We start from the raw sequence: 19,041 nt of genomic DNA, 5'->3' as shown, positions 1-19,041 counted from the left end.
TCAGGTGCCAGCCCCTAACTTTGCAGGGACGAATCCCCGTTAAAAGGAATGATGCCATGACCGACGAAACCAAATTTCCGCCCGAGAAGAACTTTCCCGCCGGCTACCAGCCGCCCAAGGTCTGGACCTGGGAGAAGGGCAATGGCGGCGCGTTTGCCAGCATCAACAGGCCGATTGCCGGGCCGACGCATGAGAAGGTTCTGCCGGTCGGCAAGCATCCGATCCAGCTTTATTCGCTCGGCACGCCGAATGGCGTCAAGGTGACAATCCTCTTGGAAGAGCTGCTGGCCGCAGGGCACAGCGGCGCAGAATACGATGCCTGGCTGATCAGGATCAACGATGGCGACCAGTTCGGGTCCGGCTTCGTCGAAGTGAACCCGAATTCCAAGATCCCGGCGATGATGGACCATGCGCCCGTTGACGGCGGCGCGCCGATCCGGCTTTTCGAGTCCGCCTCGATGATGACCTATCTGGCCGACAAGTTCGGTGCCTTCCTGCCGAAGGATGCGCGCAAGCGCGCCGAAGTGATGAACTGGCTGTTCTGGCAGATGGGTTCCGCGCCCTTCCTCGGCGGTGGTTTCGGCCATTTCTACGAATATGCGCCGATCAAGATCCAGTATGCCATCGACCGCTATGCCATGGAGGTGAAGCGCCAGCTCGATGTGCTGAACCGTCAGCTCGCCAACCATGAATTCATTGCCGGCGACGAATACTCCATCGCCGACATGGCGATCCTGCCCTGGTATGGCCGTCTCGCCGCCAAGGCCGCCTATAGCGATGCCGGCGATTTCCTGTCGGTGGACGAATACGAACATGTCCAGCGCTGGCGCAAGCAGCTCTTCGCCCGCCCCGCCGTTGATCGCGGCTCGATGGTCAACCGGGCCTTCGGCGAGCCGTCGAAGCAGCTTCACGAGCGCCACGACGCCTCGGACTTCGAGCTGAAGACGCAAGACAAGATCGGGAAGGCTTAATAATCATGGGCAAGCTTCCTGAAATGACAAAGCATCGCGGTTTCCCGTCAGGCCTGACGGGAACCGGCTGGCAATTCACCATCCGCCGCGCCAATCCGCGCGGTGTCACCAAGCTCTTTGAAAAGCCGCGCCCGATGACGGCCGACAAGACGGAGCCTTTGGCCGACGCCGCCTTTCTCCATGCGCTCTGGCACCATTTCGGGGCAGAGCCCTTCGAGCGCGGCAATCTCGATGCCGGCCGGATTTCGCGCCTGTTCAAGCGCGAGATCGTGCCGGCCGAGCACCCGTTCGATCCGGAATCCTATACCGCGCTCTTAAAAATAAACCTGAACGTCGCGCGGGCGAATTTCCCGCAGTCGTTTCAAGACGACCTTGAGGTGTGATCCCGATGTTTAAAAAGATCCTCATCGCCAACCGCGGCGAAATCGCTTGTCGCGTGATGAAGACGGCTAAGAAGATGGGCATTGCGACGGTGGCGGTCTATTCCGACGCCGACCGCGAGGCCGAGCACGTCAAGTTGGCAGATGAGGCAATCTACATCGGCCCGCCGCCGGCAGCCCAAAGCTATCTTCTGGCCGACAAGATCATCGAGGCCTGCAAGCAGACCGGGGCGGAAGCCGTCCACCCCGGTTATGGCTTCCTCTCCGAACGCGCCTCCTTCTGCGAGGCGCTGGAGAAAGAAGGCATCATCTTCATCGGCCCGAAGGTGAAGGCGATCGAAGCCATGGGTGACAAGATCACCTCGAAGAAGATCGCGGCGGAAGCCGGCGTATCGACCGTGCCCGGCTATATGGGCCTGATCGACGATGCCGAACATGCGGTGAAGATCTCCAAGGAAATCGGCTATCCGGTGATGATCAAGGCGTCGGCCGGCGGCGGCGGCAAGGGCATGCGCATCGCCTGGAACGATGACGAGGCCCGCGAAGGCTTCGCCCGCTCCAAGTCGGAAGCGGCCTCCTCCTTCGGCGACGACCGCATCTTCATCGAGAAGTTCATCGTCGAGCCGCGCCATATCGAAATCCAGCTGCTCGGCGACGCGCATGGCAATGTGCTTTATCTCAACGAGCGCGAATGCTCGGTGCAGCGGCGAAACCAGAAGGTCGTGGAAGAGGCGCCGTCGCCCTTCCTGGACGAGAAGACCCGCAAAGCCATGGGCGAGCAGTCCGTGGCGCTGGCCAAGGCGGTGGAGTACCAGAGCGCCGGCACGGTCGAATTCATCGTCGACAAGGACCGCAATTTCTACTTCCTCGAAATGAACACCCGCCTGCAGGTGGAACATCCCGTCACCGAACTGATCACCGGGCTCGATCTGGTGGAGCAGATGATCCGCGTTGCCGCCGGCGAAAAGCTGGCCTTTGCGCAGAAGGATGTGAAGATCAACGGCTGGGCGGTGGAAAGCCGGCTCTATGCCGAAGACCCCTATCGCAACTTCCTGCCCTCGATCGGCCGGCTGACGCGCTATCGCCCGCCGCAGGAAGAGACGCATGGCGGCATCACCGTGCGCAACGACACGGGCGTCACCGAGGGTTCGGAAATCTCGATGTATTACGACCCGATGATTGCCAAGCTCTGCACCCATGCGCCGACCCGCCTTGAGGCGGTGGACGCCATGGCGGATGCGCTGGATCGCTTCGAGGTCGAAGGCATCGGCCATAACCTGCCCTTCCTCTCCGCCCTCATGCAGCATCCGCGCTGGCGCGAAGGCCGGCTGTCGACGGGCTTCATCGCGGAAGAGTATCCGGAAGGCTTCGGCCCGGTGGCACCCGATGCCGAAAGCGTCCACCGCTTCGCCGCCGCCGCCCTCGTGCTCGCGCGGATCGCCAGCGAGCGCGCCGCGAAGATTTCCGGCAGCCGCTTTTCGGTCGGCGTCGGCAATGGCCGTGAGAAGGTTGTGCTGGTCGCCGGTCATACGGTCAAGGCCGAGATCTCGCATCTCTCCACCGGCTTCGGGGTGAGCCTCGAAGGCGGGCCGGTGCTGCAGGTCGAGACGACATGGCAACCGGGCCATCCGCTTGCCGAAGTGCTGATCGAGGGCAAGTCGATCGCCTTCAAGGTCCAGCCGGCCCCGGGCGGCTTCCGCATGCGCCGGCGCGGCATGGATGTGAAGGTGCAGGTTCTCTCGCCCCGCGTGGCGGAACTGGCGGCGCTGATGCCCGCAAAGGCCCCGCCGGACACGTCCAACCTGCTGCTCTGCCCCATGCCCGGCCTCATCACCTCCGTTCTGGTGAAGGAGGGCGACGAAGTGCAGGAAGGCCAGGCGCTTGCGATTGTCGAAGCCATGAAGATGGAAAACATGCTGCGCGCGGAAAAGCGCGCCAAGGTCTCGAAGGTTCTGGCAGAGCCGGGCGCGAGCCTGGCGGTGGATGATGTGATCATGGAGTTTGTTGCTTGATGTCACTCTCCCCCCTTGAGGGGGAGATGTCGGCGTAGCCGACAGAGGGGGGTACGGTGCCAAGTCGCACAATCTCGCCGAAGCTGAGAGCAAACGCCAAGAGGCTTCGGCGTGACATGACCGAAGCCGAGGCGCGGCTTTGGGGGCAACTCAGGGCGCATCGGCTGATGGGCCTGAAGTTTCGGAGGCAATTGCCGATCGCCGGCTACATTGCCGACTTTGCCTGTGCCGAACACAAGCTGATTGTCGAGCTGGATGGCTCGCAACATGCGATGGGCGACGTGCCGGATGCGGACTTGGTGCGAACGCGACGACTGAAGGAAATCGGGTGGACTGTCGTTCGTTTCTGGAATGACGACGTGATGAAAGATTTGAACGGTGTCTGCGATCACATTCTCGCAGTCATTCGTGAACAGGGAAACGATGTGTAGAGGGTGACGAACCCCTCTCTGTCGGCTGCGCCGACATCTCTCCCCCAAGGGGAGAGAGTGAAGGTGCGGCGCTCGCAACATTCCAATCTCCCCCCTTGAGGGGGAGATGCCCGGCAGGGCAGAGGGGGGTGTTCCACCCACCCTCAGAATTGATTTCCGCCCCAAGGGGCGAACAGGGAAAGGACGCAGACATGTCTAAGAACCCCTCTCTGTCGGCTGCGCCGACATCTCTCCCCCAGGGGGAGAGAGTGACGACCCGCGACTGGCTCCCTCTCGCCGCCAAGGAACTGAAGGGCGCGGACCCGTCCACGCTCAACAAGGACATGCCGGAGGGCATTACCATCAAGCCGCTCTACACGGCCGATGACCTGCCCGCCGAGGCGGCAACGGCGCTTCCGGGTGTTGCTCCGTTCACGCGCGGCGTGCGCGCCACCATGTATGCGGGCCAGCCGTGGACAATCCGGCAATATGCGGGCTTCTCGACTGCGGAAGAGTCGAACGCCTTCTATCGCCGCAACCTTGCGGCTGGGCAGAAGGGCCTCTCGGTCGCCTTCGATCTGGCCACCCACCGCGGCTATGACAGCGACCATCCTCGCGTCGTTGGCGATGTCGGCAAGGCGGGCGTGGCGATCGATAGTGTCGAGGACATGAAGATCCTGTTCGACGGCATTCCGCTCGGCGAAATGAGCGTGTCCATGACCATGAACGGCGCGATCATTCCCGTGCTCGCCATGTTCATCGTCGCCGGCGAAGAGCAGGGCGTGCCGCGCGCCAAGCTGACGGGAACGGTGCAGAACGACATTCTCAAGGAGTTCATGGTCCGCAACACCTATATCTACCCTCCGGAACCCTCGATGCGGATCGTCGCCGATATCATCGAGTTTACGGCGAAGGAGATGCCGAAGTTCAACTCCATCTCCATTTCCGGCTATCACATGCAGGAAGCCGGCGCGACGCTTTCCCAGGAGCTGGCCTATACGCTGGCCGATGGCATGGAATATGTGCGCGCCGCGATGAAGAAGGGCCTCGATGTCGATGATTTCGCCGGCCGGCTCTCCTTCTTCTTCTGCATCGGCATGAATATCTTCATGGAAGCGGCAAAGCTGCGCGCCGCGCGCCAGCTCTGGTCGCGCATCATGACGGATTTCGGCGCCAAGTCCGAGCGCTCCAAGATGCTGCGCACCCATTGCCAGACGTCGGGCGTGTCGCTGACCGAACAGGATCCCTATAACAACGTGGTCCGCACGGCCTATGAGGCGCTGGCCGCGGTGCTCGGCGGCACGCAGTCGCTGCACACCAATTCCTTCGATGAGGCGATTGCGCTGCCGACGGAATTTTCCGCCCGCATCGCCCGCAACACGCAGCTGATCCTGCAACATGAAACCGGCGTGACCAATGTCGTCGATCCGCTCGGCGGCTCCTATTACGTCGAGGCGCTGACGGCTGAGCTCGCCGAAGAGGCGTGGTCAATGATCCAGGAGGTCGAAAGCCTTGGCGGCATGACCAAGGCGGTCGAACAGGGCCTGCCGAAAATGCGCATCGAAGAGGCGGCCACCCGCAAGCAGGCCCGCATCGACCGGGGCGAGGACATCATTGTCGGCGTCAACAAGTTCCGGCTGGAAAACGAGCCCTCGGTCGACATTCTCGAAATCGACAATGCCAAGGTGCGCATCAGCCAGGTCGCGCGGCTTACCCGCATCCGCGAAACCCGCGATCCGAAGGCCGTCGAGGCAGCCCTGAAGGCGCTGGAAAAGGTTGCGGCCAGCGGTCAGGGCAATCTCCTGTCGGCGGCCGTGGATGCGGCCCGCGCCCGCGCCTCGCTCGGCGAAATTTCCGATGCGATGGAACGCGCCTTCTCGCGCCACCACGCCTCCACCCGCGTCATCTCCGGCATCTATGCCGATGCCTATCAGGAAGATGCGGAATACAAGGCGATCCGCGCCAAGATCGAGGCCTTCAAGGCCGAGCGCGGCACCGATCCCTCGATCCTCGTCGCAAAGATGGGCCAGGACGGCCATGATCGCGGCGCCAAGGTGATCGCCACTGCCTTTGCCGATATGGGCTTCCGCGTTGAGCTCACCGACATGTTCGAAACGCCGGCGGAAGTGGCCGACAAGGCGGTCGGCAAAAAGGTCGATGTCATCGGCGTCTCCTCGCTCGCAGCCGGCCACAAGACGCTGATCCCGGAACTGATTGCCAGGCTCAAGGAAAAGGGCGCCGACGACATCATCATCGTCGCCGGCGGTGTCATCCCGGAACAGGACTACCAGTTCCTGCGCGATGCCGGCGTCGCCGAAATCTTCGGACCGGGCTCGAACGTCATGGCGGCGGCCAATGCCGTGCTGGGCGACATCGTGGGGTTGAGACGGAACCGGTGAACGGAACGCGCGGCCATCAGGGCGGGTATGCGACACCCGCCCCTATCATGCGAGCGCAAGGCAGGAATGACGGCGGCGAAGCGGCGCGCGAGCCATAACATTTCCGCAACCCTTGAGCATTAATGTCACGCCATGACACGCCGCTCTTTGACGCTCGCCGTTGTATGCTTGTGGTTCGGGCTCATCGCGGCCTTCACCTGGTATATGACGCCGACACGCTCATCCTATTCGCAGGACCAGCTGGATTTTCTGGCGTCCGATGCTCATGTGATCGTGGGTGATGTTCCGCTGACAATTCCATTCGTCGCTTTGAGCGAGTTTTCCGGTGTGACGGCATCCTTCTCGCTGAACAAGGCGCAGGATCGACTGGAGGCCAAGACTCGGCGGGACACGTTCAGGGTACTTGCCAGCAGGCCGGACACGGCTCCTGCGCTCGACAGGGTGGAGATCACGATCGGCAGCTATGGCTCGGACGACTTCCAAACGGGCAAACTCCGGCTTTGCTCTCTGTTGAAGCGCCAATGGGCTAAGTCAGTTTGCAATGCCCCCTGGGCTCCCCTGCGGCAGGCCTTGCCAAAAACATTCTATCTCGCCGACGACAGACAGTTTGCCGGGTTCAACCATCTCACCGTGGGCGGAGAGCGGATGTCGGACCAGCTCAGGCAAATGACGCTTGAAACGGGGCGGGTCTCCATTGTCTGCGACAGTAAAGTCTCCTCGGCAAACTCGTTTTGCACATCAGCCATCCTGATCGAGCCACATATGGCAGCGGTCTGGACCGTCTTCGACAATGGCGGAGAAACAGCGCGACAGATGGCGGAACGGCAAGGGCCCATGCTTGTGGCCTTCGCCCGCAGTGGCGTGGGGGCAAACGAAGACTACCCGGCCCTGATCAGTACCGCCTGCGGGCTCAGGGGTCCGGATGCGCCTGTCGGGCCGCATGGAGACCAATGTGGATCGGCTACAGAAACTCGACCTGAGCGTTCAATTTTGAATTGAGCGCTGGATGGCTTCCTTCCCCTTGCCTCTCGGCAAACGAGACAAGGGCGTGTCCATAAGAATACGCTTTCATTACAGGAACATTAAATCTTTCGGCACCGATGGACCGTTAGGATTTCATTCACCATAACCTTCGACGATGAACCCCATCTTCGGTGGGTGGTTCGCCGAGTCGACTTGGGGTTGTCATATGAAACGGCTTATTGAAATTCTTTTGACGGCGGGTGTGTTCTGCGGCGCGGCCGTGGCGTCCGCACATGCGGCAGACGATCTGGCGCTGCGTCCGACGCATAGCGACATTGTCAGGGCCAACAACCAGGTCAGCCTCAATGTCAGCGGCTCCTATCTCGACTATCTGGAATCGAGCGGCTCGACACCGCTCGACAGCGAGCGGGGCTGGCAGCCCGGGCTTTCGCTCTCCGGCTCGGTGATGACCGATATCGGTCTCTCGAACCTCTACCTCTATGGCAACCTCTCCTGGAGCAAGGGCAATAGCGACTATGTCGGCTCGTTCATCGGCGGCAATTATGGCGACGTGCGCCAGCGCGACAATGCCGAGATCTACAACGAGGATTTCCGCATCGGTAAAGGCTTTGAAGTCAATGACGCCCTGATGCTGACGCCCTATCTCGGTCTCGGCGCGCGCCAGTGGCGCAGAGACATCACGGGCGCCGGCGGCTATCGCGAGGACTATTCGCACGGCTATGTCGGTGGAGGCCTGCTGGCACAATATTCGCCGGCACCCGGCTGGGTGCTGGGCGTCAATGGCCTGGTCGGTTCGACCTTCTCCGCCAGCATGAAGACGACGGCCACGGCTGGCGGCGCGGCCATCACGCCGCAGACCTACAAGCTCGGCAATTCGGCGATCTACATGGTGGGCGCCTCTGTCGACCGCGCAATCACCGACACCGTGCATGCGAACATCTCCGTCGACTACACGAATTTCAACTACGGACGTTCGGCCGTTTCGCCGATCGACTCGACGTTCGAGCCCGACAGCCGGACCTCGACCGTGGCGCTGAAGGTTGGCCTCGGCTTCGCCTTCTGATCTGACGGCGATCGTCGACCTGACTGAGAGCGTTTCCGGCCATCGAGCGCCGGGGACGCTCTCTTCGTTTATGGCGGCATGCTTCCTTCGATGAACGTGACGGACAGCATCGCTGCCGATGGCACTAGCGGCCGGAGCCCGAAAGCACCCAGCGCCCGTCCCGGCAGGACCAGCGGGCAAAGGGCAAGCCCAGCGCGCATCCCCGATTGTCGTTCGGATCCATCGAGCATTGAACCGTCGACCCGGTGGCGAAGCTTCGGTTGTTGAAACGACACTGCCGTGGCTCGGGCCTCGGCTTTCTGCTCGTCGCAACGATGAGGTTCGGCGAAAGACCGGCGGCTTCGGGCCGGTGTGCCCGCGCTTCGGCATGGCCCGGTTGCGGCAGGCATGCCACGATGGCCGAAAGGGTGACGAGGAGCAGGCACAGCCGATTGCGACGCGAAGGTGCGGCCTTCGTTTGCCGGCTCGACAATGGGCCTTGCTGCATGCCGGCTTCCTCCCGCTCGGGTTTGTCCTGCTCGACGCATCGGAGGATATGCCCGCCCTGCAGCCAGTTCAACGCCAGCGCGGCGCGCGCCGCACAAGGGACACTTGACTCCACTATAGGAATCAATGATTCTCCTATAATGGAAATCTTGAACGATGAATTTGAGAAGACGATCGGTCAGTCGCTGAAAGCGCTGCGGATGGCGCGCGCGATGACGCTTGACCAGCTGGCCACCGCCTCGGGCGTCAGCCGCGCGATGATCTCGAAGATCGAGCGCGGCGAGGCAAGTCCGACGGCGGTGTTGCTGGCGCGGCTGCTGGCGCCATTGAAGGAGACCCTGTCCGGCTTCTTTGCGGCGGCCTCCGAGGCGCCCTCGCCGCTCCGGCGGCTTGGCGAACAGCCGGTGTGGCGCGATCCGGAGACGGGCTATGTGCGCCGCGCCGTTTCGCCGCCGGGCTTTGCGATTGCCACCGATCTGGTCGACGTGACGCTGCCGCCGGGCGCGCGCGCGGCCATGCCGCCGGTGGTCTCCGAGCCGCAGCAGACGCAATATGTCTGGCTGCTCGAAGGCCGGCTGATCATGGAATGCGATGGTGCCCGGCACGCGATGGAAGCCGGCGACTGTCTCTACATGACGCTTAGTCAGGGCACCGTTTTCGAAAACCCCGGCTCGCAGGCCTGCCGCTACGCCGTGATCCTCAGAAAGAACTGACTATGTCCGATATCCGCGTTCTCGACAAAGCCGCGACCCTTGCCGCGCTGACAGACCTTATCGAACTCTTCTCGGAAACGGTGCGCGGCGGCGCCTCCATGGGCTACATGCTGCCCTTTCCGGCGGACGAGGCGGAAGCCTATTGGCGCGGTGTCGCCGAGGCGGCGGAGCGCGGCGACATCGTGCTGATGGCGCTGGAGGATGCCGGGCGGATCGTCGGTTCCGTGCAGCTCGGCATCGCCATGCCGCCCAACCAGCCGCATCGCGCCGACATCAAGAAGCTGATGGTGCATCCCGACCAGCGCGGGCGCGGCCTGTCGCGGCGGCTTATGGAGGCGGCCGAACGGGAGGCGGCGGCGCGTGGGCGGAGCCTGCTGGTGCTGGATACGGCAACCGGCGAGCCGGCGGAGAAGATCTATGAGCATCTGGGCTGGACCGCGGCGGGAATTATTCCAGGCTATGCGCTCTTTCCGGACGGTCGCCCCTGTGACACGACGGTCTACTACAAGGCGCTGCAGACCTTGATATAACCAAAAACAATGTAATTCGAAATTATAATTTAAATCGAATTAATTCCGAATTTCGGTATTCGGTTCAAAATTTTATGCCGATTCATCAACAAATTTTGGTGCGTTCAAAACGGGGCTCAGCGCAAACTGCCCCATCGACTAAATATTTCAAACTTAAAATAATTTTATGACCGCGTCCATGTCTCCGCCATTCGACGGCACTCGGCGCGAGGATTGCGACACGCAGTCAGCGTACCGGATTCGCCTGACGCGGAGTTGCATGTCCCTGTGTTCCCTGCTTAAACACGGATGAACTGCGTTCAAAAATTTAAAGACGGCAGGGGCGCCGTCTCATAATATGTGCCGACGCAGGGCAGGAGGACGAAAGATGCTGATAGGTTCGCCACGGGAACGGCTTGAGGGTGAGGCGCGCGTCGCGATGACGCCAGACAGCGCCACCCAATTGCAGAAACTCGGATATCAATGTGTCATCGAAGCGGGTGCGGGCAAGCTTGCCGGCTTTTCCGACGATGCCTATCGCGCCGCCGGCGTGACGGTGGTCGACACGGCCGACGCGCTTTATGCGCAGGCCGACGTGATCGCCAAGGTGCGTCCGCCGCTTACCGACGAGGTTTCCAAACTCGCCCCCGGCAAGACGCTCATCTCCTTCTTCTATCCCGCACAGAACAGTGACCTGCTGGAGCAGGCCAAGGGCACGGGCGCGAATGTGATCGCCATGGACATGGTGCCGCGCATTTCTCGCGCCCAGAAGATGGATGCGCTCTCCTCCATGGCCAATATCGCCGGCTATCGCGCCGTGATCGAGGCCGGTAACAATTTCGGACGCTTCTTCACCGGCCAGGTGACGGCCGCCGGCAAGATCCCGCCGGCCAAGGTTCTGGTCATTGGCGCCGGCGTTGCCGGTCTTGCCGCCGTCGGCACGTCCGTATCGCTCGGCGCGATCACCTATGCCTTCGACGTTCGCCCGGAAGTGGCCGAACAGATCGAATCCATGGGCGCGAATTTCGTGTTCCTCGATTTTGCCGGCCCCGCACAGGACGGCGCGGCGACGGGCGGCTATGCGGCCCCCTCCTCGCCGGAATTCCGCGAGGCGCAGCTGAAGAAGTTCCGCGAGATCGCACCGGATATCGACATCGTCATCTCGACGGCTCTCATTCCGGGCCGCGATGCGCCTAAGCTCTGGCTTGCCGACATGGTCGCCATGATGAAGCCGGGCTCGGTGATCATCGACCTTGCAGCTGAGCGCGGCGGCAATTGCGACCTGACGGTTCCGGACCAGAAGATCGTCACCGAGAATGGCGTGACCGTCGTCGGCTACACGGACTTCCCGAGCCGCATGGCCGCGCAGTCCTCGACGCTTTATTCGACCAATATCCGCCACATGATGACGGACCTGACGCCGAAGAAGGATGGCGCGCTCTTCCACAATATGGAAGACGACGTGATCCGCGGCGCAACCGTCGCCTATCAGGGCGAGATCACCTTCCCGCCGCCGCCGCCGAAGATCAAGGCAATTGCGGCGCAGAAGCCGAAGGAAAAGGTCAAGGAGCTGACGCCGGAAGAAAAGCGGGCTGCCGAAGTTGCCGCCTTCAAGGCGCAGACGAAGCAGCAGGTGGGCCTTCTGGTCATCGGCGGGGCGCTGATCCTCTTGGCTGGCTATTTCGCGCCGGCAAGCTTCATGTCGCATTTCATCGTCTTCGTGCTCTCCTGCTTCGTCGGTTTCCAGGTCATCTGGAATGTGTCGCATTCGCTGCACACGCCGCTGATGGCCGTTACCAACGCGATCTCGTCCATCATCATTCTCGGCGCGCTGATGCAGATCGGCTCGGGAAGCGTGCTGGTCGTGGTGCTCGCCGCTCTCTCCGTCTTCATGGCGGGGATCAATATTTTCGGTGGGTTCATGGTCACGCGGCGCATGCTCGCCATGTTCCAGAAGTCGTGATCGGGGGAGACTGAACCATGGAATATGGATTTACCACGGCGGCCTATGTGGTCGCGGCCGTCCTCTTCATTCAGTCGCTGGGCGGGCTTTCGGGACAGGAAAGCGCCAAGCGCGCGGTCTGGTACGGCATTGTCGGCATGGCGCTTGCGGTTCTCGCGACGCTTTATGGTCCGGGTGCCGGCAACTGGCTGATTTCGCTGGTCATGATCGTCATAGGCGGCGGCATCGGCTGGGTCGTTGCGCAGCGCGTGCAGATGACCGAAATGCCGCAGCTGGTGGCTGCCATGCATTCGCTCGTCGGTCTTGCAGCCGTCCTGATCGGCTTCAACACGCATATCGAGTTGATCCGCATCGCGGGCATGGACGAGGCGGCGCGCCACGCGCTGACCGGATTTGCCGCCGTGATTGCGCATAAGACATCGGTCGAGATCAACATTCTCCGCGTCGAGACCTTCCTCGGCATCTTCATCGGTGCCGTGACCTTTACCGGCTCGGTCATCGCCTTCGGCAAGCTGGCCGGCAAGTTGGATGGCAAGGCGAAGAAGCTGCCGGGCGGCCATGTGCTGAACGCCTCTGCCGCGATCATCTCGCTCGTCCTGCTCTTCGTCTATCTGTCGACCGGTTCGACGCTTGCCATCGTCATCATGACGCTCGCCGCCCTCTTCATCGGCTATCACCTGATCATGGGCATCGGCGGCGCCGACATGCCGGTCGTCGTCTCGATGCTCAATTCCTATTCGGGCTGGGCTGCGGCGGCCATCGGCTTCTCGCTGTCGAACGACCTTCTGATCGTCGTCGGCGCGCTGGTCGGTTCCTCGGGTGCGATCCTCTCCTACATCATGTGCAAGGCGATGAACCGCTCCTTCGTCTCCGTCATCCTCGGCGGCTTTGGCGGAACGTCAGGTCCGGCCATGGCGGTCGAAGGCGAGCAGATCGCCATCGATACGGAAGGTGTGGCTGCTGCGCTCAACGATGCGGATAGCGTCATCATCGTGCCGGGCTACGGCATGGCGGTTGCGCAGGCGCAAGGGGCGGTGTCCGAACTGACCCGGAAGCTCCGCGCAGCCGGCAAGGAAGTGCGCTTCGCGATCCACCCGGTCGCGGGCCGTCTGCCGGGCCACATGAACGTGCTGCTGGCCGAAGCCAAGGTGCCTTACGACATCGTGATGGAAATGGACGAAATCAACGATGACTTCCCGAACACGGATGTCGTCATCGTCATCGGCTCCAACGACATCGTCAACCCGGCCGCCCAGGAAGACCCCAACTCCCCGATCGCCGGCATGCCGGTTCTGGAAGTCTGGAAGGCCAAGCAGGTCTTCGTCTCCAAGCGCGGCCAGGGCACGGGCTATTCCGGCATCGAGAACCCGCTGTTCTACAAGGACAATACCCGCATGTATTACGGCGACGCGAAGGACTCGATCAACAAGCTGCTGCCGTTGATCAATTGATCTGCCGCAGCGTGTGACGCTTCAGATCCCCGGTGGCGACACCGGGGATTTTTTGTTTTTGGGGACGCGACGCTCTCGTCTTCTCCGTCATCCCGGACTTGATCCGGGATCCAGCCAGCCCGCGTCTGCGGGCTGAAAGGACTCTTTATTTCTCTCGCTGCGGCTCTTGAGAGTCTCCTGCGCGATGGACATCGCGCGCTGGATGCCGGATCAAGTCCGGCATGACGGTGTGTGGGGAGCTCTGACTGACCTCTTCCACGAAGGAAGCGGAGACGAACGGTTACTTCCGCCCCGCCATATGCTCAGCAAAGCCCTTCATGAAGCCGGCGAGCTGTTCCTTCACCTTGTCATCGACCATATTCCCCTCCCCGTCGAACACCTTGTCGGCATGCGAGACCATGAGCCGACCACCCATCCAGAGATCCGCGCCGAAGGTGCGCATGATGGGGAGCCAGGCGTTTTGCGACAGGATCGTGCCGAAGCCGCCGGGTGAGGCGCCGATGATGGCGATGGGCTTGTTGCGGAAGGCGATGCTGGCGCCGCCGGGGCCGCGCGAGAGCCAGTCGATGGCATTCTTGAAAACGCCGGGGATGGAATTGTTGTATTCGGGCGTGACGAGCAGCAGGCCATCGGCCGCGACGATCTTCTCCTTCAGAACCGTGACGGCCTCGGGAATGCCGCTTTCGGCTTCGAGATCGCCGTCATAGAGCGGGATGCCGCGGATCGTGCCGATCTCCAGTTCCGCGCCTTCCGGCATGACGCCAACGGCTGCGCGGAGCAGCGCCGAGTTCAACGAGCCCTTGCGCAGGCTGCCCGAAATACCGATCAGTTTCGTCATGTGTGTCCTCTCTGTCTGGAAATATCCGACCCCAGCATAACGCCGTCCCGGTCGATTGTGCCAACGCATCACAACAAAAAAGCCGCCCGGATGGACGGCTTCTTTCGAACATCGGGCGGCTAGGCCCACATGGTCGCTGATCGGTCGATCACTTCGGAGCAAGGACCATCATCATCTGGCGGCCTTCGAGCTTCGGCTCGGCTTCGACCTTGGCGATGTTGACGGTGTCTTCCTTGACCTGCATCAGCAGCTTCATGCCGAGTTCCATATGCGCCATTTCGCGACCACGGAAACGCAGCGTCACCTTGACCTTGTCACCTTCTTCGAAGAAGCGGTTCATGGCCTTCATCTTCACCTCATAGTCATGGGTGTCGATGTTGGGACGCATCTTGATTTCCTTGATCTCGACAATCTTCTGCTTCTTGCGCGCTTCGGCCGCCTTCTTCTGGTTGGCGTATTTCAGCTTGCCGAGGTCGAGGATCTTGCAGACCGGCGGTTCGGAATTTGGCGAGATTTCGACGAGATCGAGTCCCGCCTCTTCCGCCATCTTCAATGCCTCGTCCGTGGGCACAACGCCCAGGTTCTCGCCTTCTTCATTGATGAGCTGAATGCGGGGCAGGCGAATTTCCCGGTTAGCGCGAGGCCCGTCCTTTACGGGGGCGTCGGCTTTGAATGGTCTGCGAATGGTCGTATTCTCCTCAAATTGTTTCCGAAAACGTGTGCGGGGATTTTGTGTCCGCTGCAATGTGTGCTTTCACGTGCGCGAGTCAATAGCATGGTTCGCCGGAAAAATCACCATCTGTGCTTATTTCCTCGAATCTGTTGTATGGCAGTCATAATTTCAAGCGGAGAGGCGCAATGGCGGACGAAAAACCTCAATTCCTGACAGTTGGAGCAGGCAGCGAAGCCCGCGATATTGCCTGGCGCCTGAGCGATGGAGCAAGGGACAGGCCGCTTCTCGTCTGGCTCGGCGGATACCGCTCCGACATGAAGGGAACGAAGGCGCTGGAGCTTGAAAGCTTCGCCCGCGACCACGGGCTTGCCTGTCTCCGCCTCGACTATTCCGGCCATGGCGAGTCGGGCGGAGAATTCCGCGACGGGACGATCTCACGCTGGCTGGACGAGGCGCTGGCCGTGATTGCACACACGGGCTTCAAGCGTCTCATCCTGATCGGCTCCTCGATGGGCGGCTGGATCGCGCTACGCGCAGTGGCGGAGCTTCGCAAGTCGAAGACGGCGACGGTCGAGGGCATGGCGCTGATTGCGCCGGCTCCCGATTTCACCATCGACCTGATCGAGCCATCGCTGGGAGAGAAGGAGCGCAGGGAGCTCGCCGAGAAGGGATATTTCGAAGAGCATTCCGAGTATTCGCCCGAGCCCAACATCTTCACCGCCAAGCTGATGGAAGACGGCAGGGCAAACCAGGTGCTGACGGGCATTATCGAGACCGGCTGCCCCGTGCACATCCTGCAGGGCATGAACGATCCAGACGTGCCGTGGCGGCATGCGATGAAGCTGGTCGAGCATCTGCCGGCCGACGATGTCGTCATCAGCCTCGTCAAGGATGGCGACCACCGGCTGTCGCGGCCGGAGGATCTGGCGCTGATGCGGCGGGCGCTCAAGGCACTTCTGCCGGCGGAACATGGTTAACAATTCGTTGCAATTTTAACCATGTCTGGAAGAATGCCGGGAGCTGCCAAGCCTTGTAATTGACTCTTCGGGCCTCAGGTTCTTAACTGTTTGTTAAGAATTGAAGGGTTCCTGTGATGGCATTCAGGCTTGGTTTTGCGTTTTTCGCCCTGGCAGTATCGCTGGCGTCGGCTGCCAATGCGGTTGGCACTGCGCCTGCTGCCATGCGTACGGGCAATGTCACGTCGCAGCCGATCGGCCATTATGAATTCTGCCAGAGCCATCAGGACGAGTGCAGCGTGAAGTCTTCGGACCAGACCGCGCCGAAGCTCACGAGCTTTGGCTGGCAGACGATCCGCGACATCAACTACCACGTCAACTCGACCATCGTGCCGATGACCGACATGGAGCTTTATGGCCGCGACGAAGTCTGGGCCTATCCGGTCGATGCCGGCGACTGCGAGGATTTCGTTCTCCTGAAGCGCAAGATGCTGATCGAGAAGGGCTTTCCGGTCAACACGCTGCTGATCACCGTTGTCCGCAAGCCGGATGGCGAAGGCCATGCCGTGCTGACGGTCCGCACCGCACAGGGCGATTTCATTCTCGACAATCTCGACAACGAAGTGAAGCTCTGGACGGACACGCCCTATCATTACCTCAAGCGTCAATCGACGGCCAATTCGGGCCAGTGGGTCACGATCGAGAATGGCGGCGACGTGCTCGTCGGCGCGCTTCGGAAGTAAACGTCAAATGTAGCGTCCTTTTCTGGAGGGGGAAGGACGTGATGGAGGGCCGCCTGTGGGGACATGGCGGCCCTCTCATTTTTTGCGGATCTCGCCGAGCGTCGATTGAAGCAGCGTGAAGACCTGCGCGTTGTCGCATTGGGCGACATTGAAGCGCATCATGTCGGACGCATTGCCGGAATGGCTGAAGACATTGCCCGGCGCCAGCACCAGACCGTGTTCAAGTGCCGCCTTTGACAGAGCCACCGCCCCCAGCCCATCCGGCAGCCGACACCAGAGGAAGAAGCCGCCGAGCGTTGGATTGACGCGCTCGAAGCCCAGCGCCTCCAATTGCCGCCCCACCGCGTCGCCGCTGGCGACAAGCCGGTTGCGCAGGCCATCGAGATGGCGACGATAAGCGCTATCCGAAAGCACCGCATGCACCAGCGCCTCCGTCATCTGGTTGCCGCCAAAGCGGCTGGCGATGCGGAAATCGGTGAAATCCTCCACCCAGTCGGGTCTCATGGCGACATAGCCGGTGCGGAAGGCGGCCGAGAGCGTCTTGGAAAAACTGCCGATGACAATGACGCGCTCAAGCCCGTCCATGGCGGCATAGCGCGGCGCGGGCTCGCCTTCGAGATCGCCGAAAATGTCGTCCTCGACGATGAGAAGATCATGCCGCTCAGCGAGCTTCAGGACCTTATGCGCGGTGACGGGTGAGAGCTTCCAGCCGGTCGGGTTTTGGACACCGGCATTGGTGAGATAAAGCCGCGGACGCTCGGTCTCTGCCAGATGCGCGAAGGCCGCGACATCCGGCCCACCGGCGCCGAAGGGGACGGAAACGACCCGCAGTCGGTTGGCCCTCAGCCCCGCCAGAAAATTGAAATAGCAAGGGTCGTCGACGAGGATCGTATCGCCCGGCTCGGTCAGGAAGCGCAGCACGAGATCGAGCGCGGCCGAGGCGGAATCGGCCAGCACGACCTCCTCCGCCCCAGCCTTGATGTCGCGCGTCGCCAGACGGCGGGCAAGGAGTTGGCGGAGCGGCGCAAAACCCTTCGGCTCGGAATAATCGGTCAGTTGCGCGCCGCCGTTGCGGGCGAGCGTGCGTAGCGCACGGGCAATGATCTCCTGCGGCATCCAGCTTTCCGGCAGCCAGCCGCAGCCGGGCGAGACCATGCCGGGACGCGGCTCCAGCGCCTGCCGCGACATCCAGAGCGGATCGATGGCGCGCTCAGCCGGGCGAGTCGCTGTCTTGAGCGAATGGGGAACGGGCTGATTGCCGACATAGAAGCCCGCCCCGCGCCGCGGCTCGATGAGGCCGCTGGCCGTCAGCCGGTCATAGGCCTCGACGACTGTCGATTTGGAAATGCCGGTGCTTGCCGCAAGGCTGCGCACGGAAGGCAGCTTCTCGCCCGGAAGAAGCGCGCGGGCGGAAATCCGCTCGCGGATCAGCGTCATCACCTTCTCGCATTGCCCCGATGCCATGGCGCTCGCTCCTCTGTACCGTTCTTCGTATCAGTACAGTTTTTGAAAACTGTCTTCAACTGTGTCTGTTCGACGGCTGGGCTTTGCGGCATTTCGGAGAGACAAGGAGACAGGACATGACCGATATTGCCATCACCGCGCCACCGCTCAGCGACAAAACGAAGGGCCTGATCTACGGCTTTCTAGGCGTTCTCGTCTTTTCCGGTTCATTGCCGGCCACACGCGCGGCGGTCGCGGATTTCGATCCGGTCTTTGTCACTGGCGCACGAGCAGTGATTGCCGGCGCCCTCGGGGCTATCCTGCTTTTCGCGCTGAAGGCGAAGCGACCGGAGAGACGCGATCTGCTGCCGCTCCTTGGCGTCACTTTGGGCGTCGTGGTGATCTGGCCGCTGATGATCGCCTTTTCGCTACAGATCGTGCCCTCAGCGCATGGAACGATGTTCATCGGACTGCTGCCGCTGATGACCGCGATCTTCGGCGTCTTGCGCGGCGGCGAGAGACCAAAGCTGCGCTTCTGGCTCTTTGCTGTGGCGGGAAGCGCGCTGGTCGTCGGCTACGCGTTTTTCTCCAACGGACTGGCCCTGTCGGTGCCGGATCTCTTCATGCTCATCGGCGTGACGGTGTGCGGCTATGGCTATGCGGAAGGTGCGCACCTGACGCGGCGGCTGGGCGGCTGGCAGGCGATCTCGTGGGCGCTGGTGCTCGGCATGCCGCTGATGCTGGCGCTGTCGTTCTTCTATGCGCCCGCCGATTTTCACGCCGTGCACGCCGCATCCTGGCTGGGGCTCATCTATGCCGGGCTGATGGCGATGCTGGTCGGCTTTGTGTTCTGGTATCGCGGGCTGGCGCTTGGCGGGACAGCCTCGGTCGGCCTGCTGCAGCTGACGCAGCCGTTCTTTTCCTTCGTCATCGCCTTCCTGTTTCTCGGGGAAGCAATTTCCGGCGCGATGATAGCGATCACCGTTGCCGTCGTGGCATGCGTGGTCGCGGCAAGACGCAGCGCCTGAGAGCAGGCGCCGCGTTCAA

At 61.8% G+C, this 19,041-nt stretch carries 18 protein-coding genes; 14 read left to right on the top strand and 4 right to left on the bottom strand.

Annotation, left to right across the window (positions count from 1 at the left end; all coding sequences use genetic code 11):
- The first annotated feature begins 56 nt into the window (after nt 1–56).
- The 7 genes from yghU to LQK84_RS06485 all read left to right on the top strand — a co-directional run bounded on the left by yghU (nt 57) and on the right by LQK84_RS06485 (nt 8,219).
- Complete coding sequence (gene yghU / locus LQK84_RS06515; protein WP_230827889.1) at nt 57–971, top strand: glutathione-dependent disulfide-bond oxidoreductase; 915 nt, start codon at nt 57–59, stop codon at nt 969–971.
- A gap of 5 nt (nt 972–976) precedes the next feature.
- Nucleotides 977–1,354, top strand: coding sequence for a hypothetical protein (locus tag LQK84_RS06510; RefSeq protein WP_230827888.1), 378 nt, complete (start codon nt 977–979; stop codon nt 1,352–1,354).
- A 5-nt stretch (nt 1,355–1,359) separates the two neighbouring features.
- The gene (locus tag LQK84_RS06505; protein WP_230827887.1) at nt 1,360–3,363 is read left to right on the top strand and encodes an acetyl-CoA carboxylase biotin carboxylase subunit; all 2,004 of its coding nucleotides are present in this window, start codon (nt 1,360–1,362) and stop codon (nt 3,361–3,363) included.
- A 56-nt stretch (nt 3,364–3,419) separates the two neighbouring features.
- A complete protein-coding gene (locus LQK84_RS06500) occupies nt 3,420–3,794 on the top strand; it encodes an endonuclease domain-containing protein (protein ID WP_330166399.1) in 375 nt (124 codons plus the stop codon).
- 191 nt (nt 3,795–3,985) lie between these two features.
- Complete coding sequence (gene scpA / locus LQK84_RS06495; RefSeq protein ID WP_230827885.1) at nt 3,986–6,172, top strand: methylmalonyl-CoA mutase; 2,187 nt, start codon at nt 3,986–3,988, stop codon at nt 6,170–6,172.
- Nucleotides 6,173–6,304: 132 nt separating this feature from the next.
- Nucleotides 6,305–7,171: a hypothetical protein gene (locus LQK84_RS06490; RefSeq protein ID WP_230827884.1), complete on the top strand. Its 867-nt coding sequence runs from the start codon at nt 6,305–6,307 to the stop codon at nt 7,169–7,171.
- A 190-nt stretch (nt 7,172–7,361) separates the two neighbouring features.
- Complete coding sequence (locus LQK84_RS06485) at nt 7,362–8,219, top strand: hypothetical protein (RefSeq protein WP_230827883.1); 858 nt, start codon at nt 7,362–7,364, stop codon at nt 8,217–8,219.
- Nucleotides 8,220–8,343: 124 nt separating this feature from the next.
- Here LQK84_RS06485 and LQK84_RS06480 read toward each other — a convergent pair whose 3' ends face one another.
- On the bottom strand, nt 8,344–8,778 hold the full coding sequence (locus LQK84_RS06480) for a hypothetical protein (protein ID WP_230827882.1): 435 nt from the start codon (nt 8,776–8,778) through the stop codon (nt 8,344–8,346).
- Nucleotides 8,779–8,845: 67 nt separating this feature from the next.
- Between LQK84_RS06480 and LQK84_RS06475 the strand changes: the two genes are divergently transcribed.
- From LQK84_RS06475 to LQK84_RS06460, 4 genes are all read left to right on the top strand, one after another.
- Nucleotides 8,846–9,418: a helix-turn-helix domain-containing protein gene (locus LQK84_RS06475; RefSeq protein ID WP_230827881.1), complete on the top strand. Its 573-nt coding sequence runs from the start codon at nt 8,846–8,848 to the stop codon at nt 9,416–9,418.
- Nucleotides 9,419–9,420: 2 nt separating this feature from the next.
- Nucleotides 9,421–9,948, top strand: coding sequence for a GNAT family N-acetyltransferase (locus tag LQK84_RS06470; protein WP_442966898.1), 528 nt, complete (start codon nt 9,421–9,423; stop codon nt 9,946–9,948).
- 367 nt (nt 9,949–10,315) lie between these two features.
- On the top strand, nt 10,316–11,890 hold the full coding sequence (locus LQK84_RS06465; RefSeq protein WP_230827880.1) for a Re/Si-specific NAD(P)(+) transhydrogenase subunit alpha: 1,575 nt from the start codon (nt 10,316–10,318) through the stop codon (nt 11,888–11,890).
- 17 nt (nt 11,891–11,907) lie between these two features.
- Nucleotides 11,908–13,341 carry an NAD(P)(+) transhydrogenase (Re/Si-specific) subunit beta gene (locus tag LQK84_RS06460; protein WP_230827879.1) on the top strand — a complete coding sequence of 478 codons (1,434 nt, stop codon included), beginning with the start codon at nt 11,908–11,910 and terminating at the stop codon, nt 13,339–13,341.
- A gap of 280 nt (nt 13,342–13,621) precedes the next feature.
- Here the strand turns inward: LQK84_RS06460 and LQK84_RS06455 are convergent, their stop codons facing one another.
- Nucleotides 13,622–14,179, bottom strand: a complete 558-nt coding sequence (locus tag LQK84_RS06455; RefSeq protein ID WP_230827878.1) for an NADPH-dependent FMN reductase — start codon at nt 14,177–14,179, stop codon at nt 13,622–13,624.
- Between the two features lie 148 nt (nt 14,180–14,327).
- Nucleotides 14,328–14,864: a translation initiation factor IF-3 gene (gene infC / locus LQK84_RS06450; protein ID WP_230828292.1), complete on the bottom strand. Its 537-nt coding sequence runs from the start codon at nt 14,862–14,864 to the stop codon at nt 14,328–14,330.
- Nucleotides 14,865–15,037: 173 nt separating this feature from the next.
- On the opposite strand from infC, the gene LQK84_RS06445 reads away from it, so the two are divergent.
- Both LQK84_RS06445 and LQK84_RS06440 read left to right on the top strand, forming a co-directional pair.
- On the top strand, nt 15,038–15,829 hold the full coding sequence (locus tag LQK84_RS06445) for an alpha/beta hydrolase (RefSeq protein ID WP_230827877.1): 792 nt from the start codon (nt 15,038–15,040) through the stop codon (nt 15,827–15,829).
- Between the two features lie 116 nt (nt 15,830–15,945).
- The gene (locus tag LQK84_RS06440; protein ID WP_442966896.1) at nt 15,946–16,551 is read left to right on the top strand and encodes a transglutaminase-like cysteine peptidase; all 606 of its coding nucleotides are present in this window, start codon (nt 15,946–15,948) and stop codon (nt 16,549–16,551) included.
- Nucleotides 16,552–16,626: 75 nt separating this feature from the next.
- Here LQK84_RS06440 and LQK84_RS06435 read toward each other — a convergent pair whose 3' ends face one another.
- Nucleotides 16,627–18,015 (bottom strand): aminotransferase-like domain-containing protein, encoded by a 1,389-nt coding sequence (locus LQK84_RS06435; RefSeq protein WP_230827876.1) that lies wholly within the window; start codon nt 18,013–18,015, stop codon nt 16,627–16,629.
- Nucleotides 18,016–18,131: 116 nt separating this feature from the next.
- On the opposite strand from LQK84_RS06435, the gene LQK84_RS06430 reads away from it, so the two are divergent.
- Nucleotides 18,132–19,022, top strand: a complete 891-nt coding sequence (locus LQK84_RS06430; protein ID WP_230827875.1) for a DMT family transporter — start codon at nt 18,132–18,134, stop codon at nt 19,020–19,022.
- Nucleotides 19,023–19,041: the final 19 nt, after the last annotated feature.

It is taken from the genome of Rhizobium sp. C4 (genome assembly GCF_021026315.1).
In the GTDB taxonomy this organism is placed as follows: domain Bacteria; phylum Pseudomonadota; class Alphaproteobacteria; order Rhizobiales; family Rhizobiaceae; genus Ensifer_A.
This window is presented reverse-complemented; position numbering and strand designations above follow the sequence as displayed.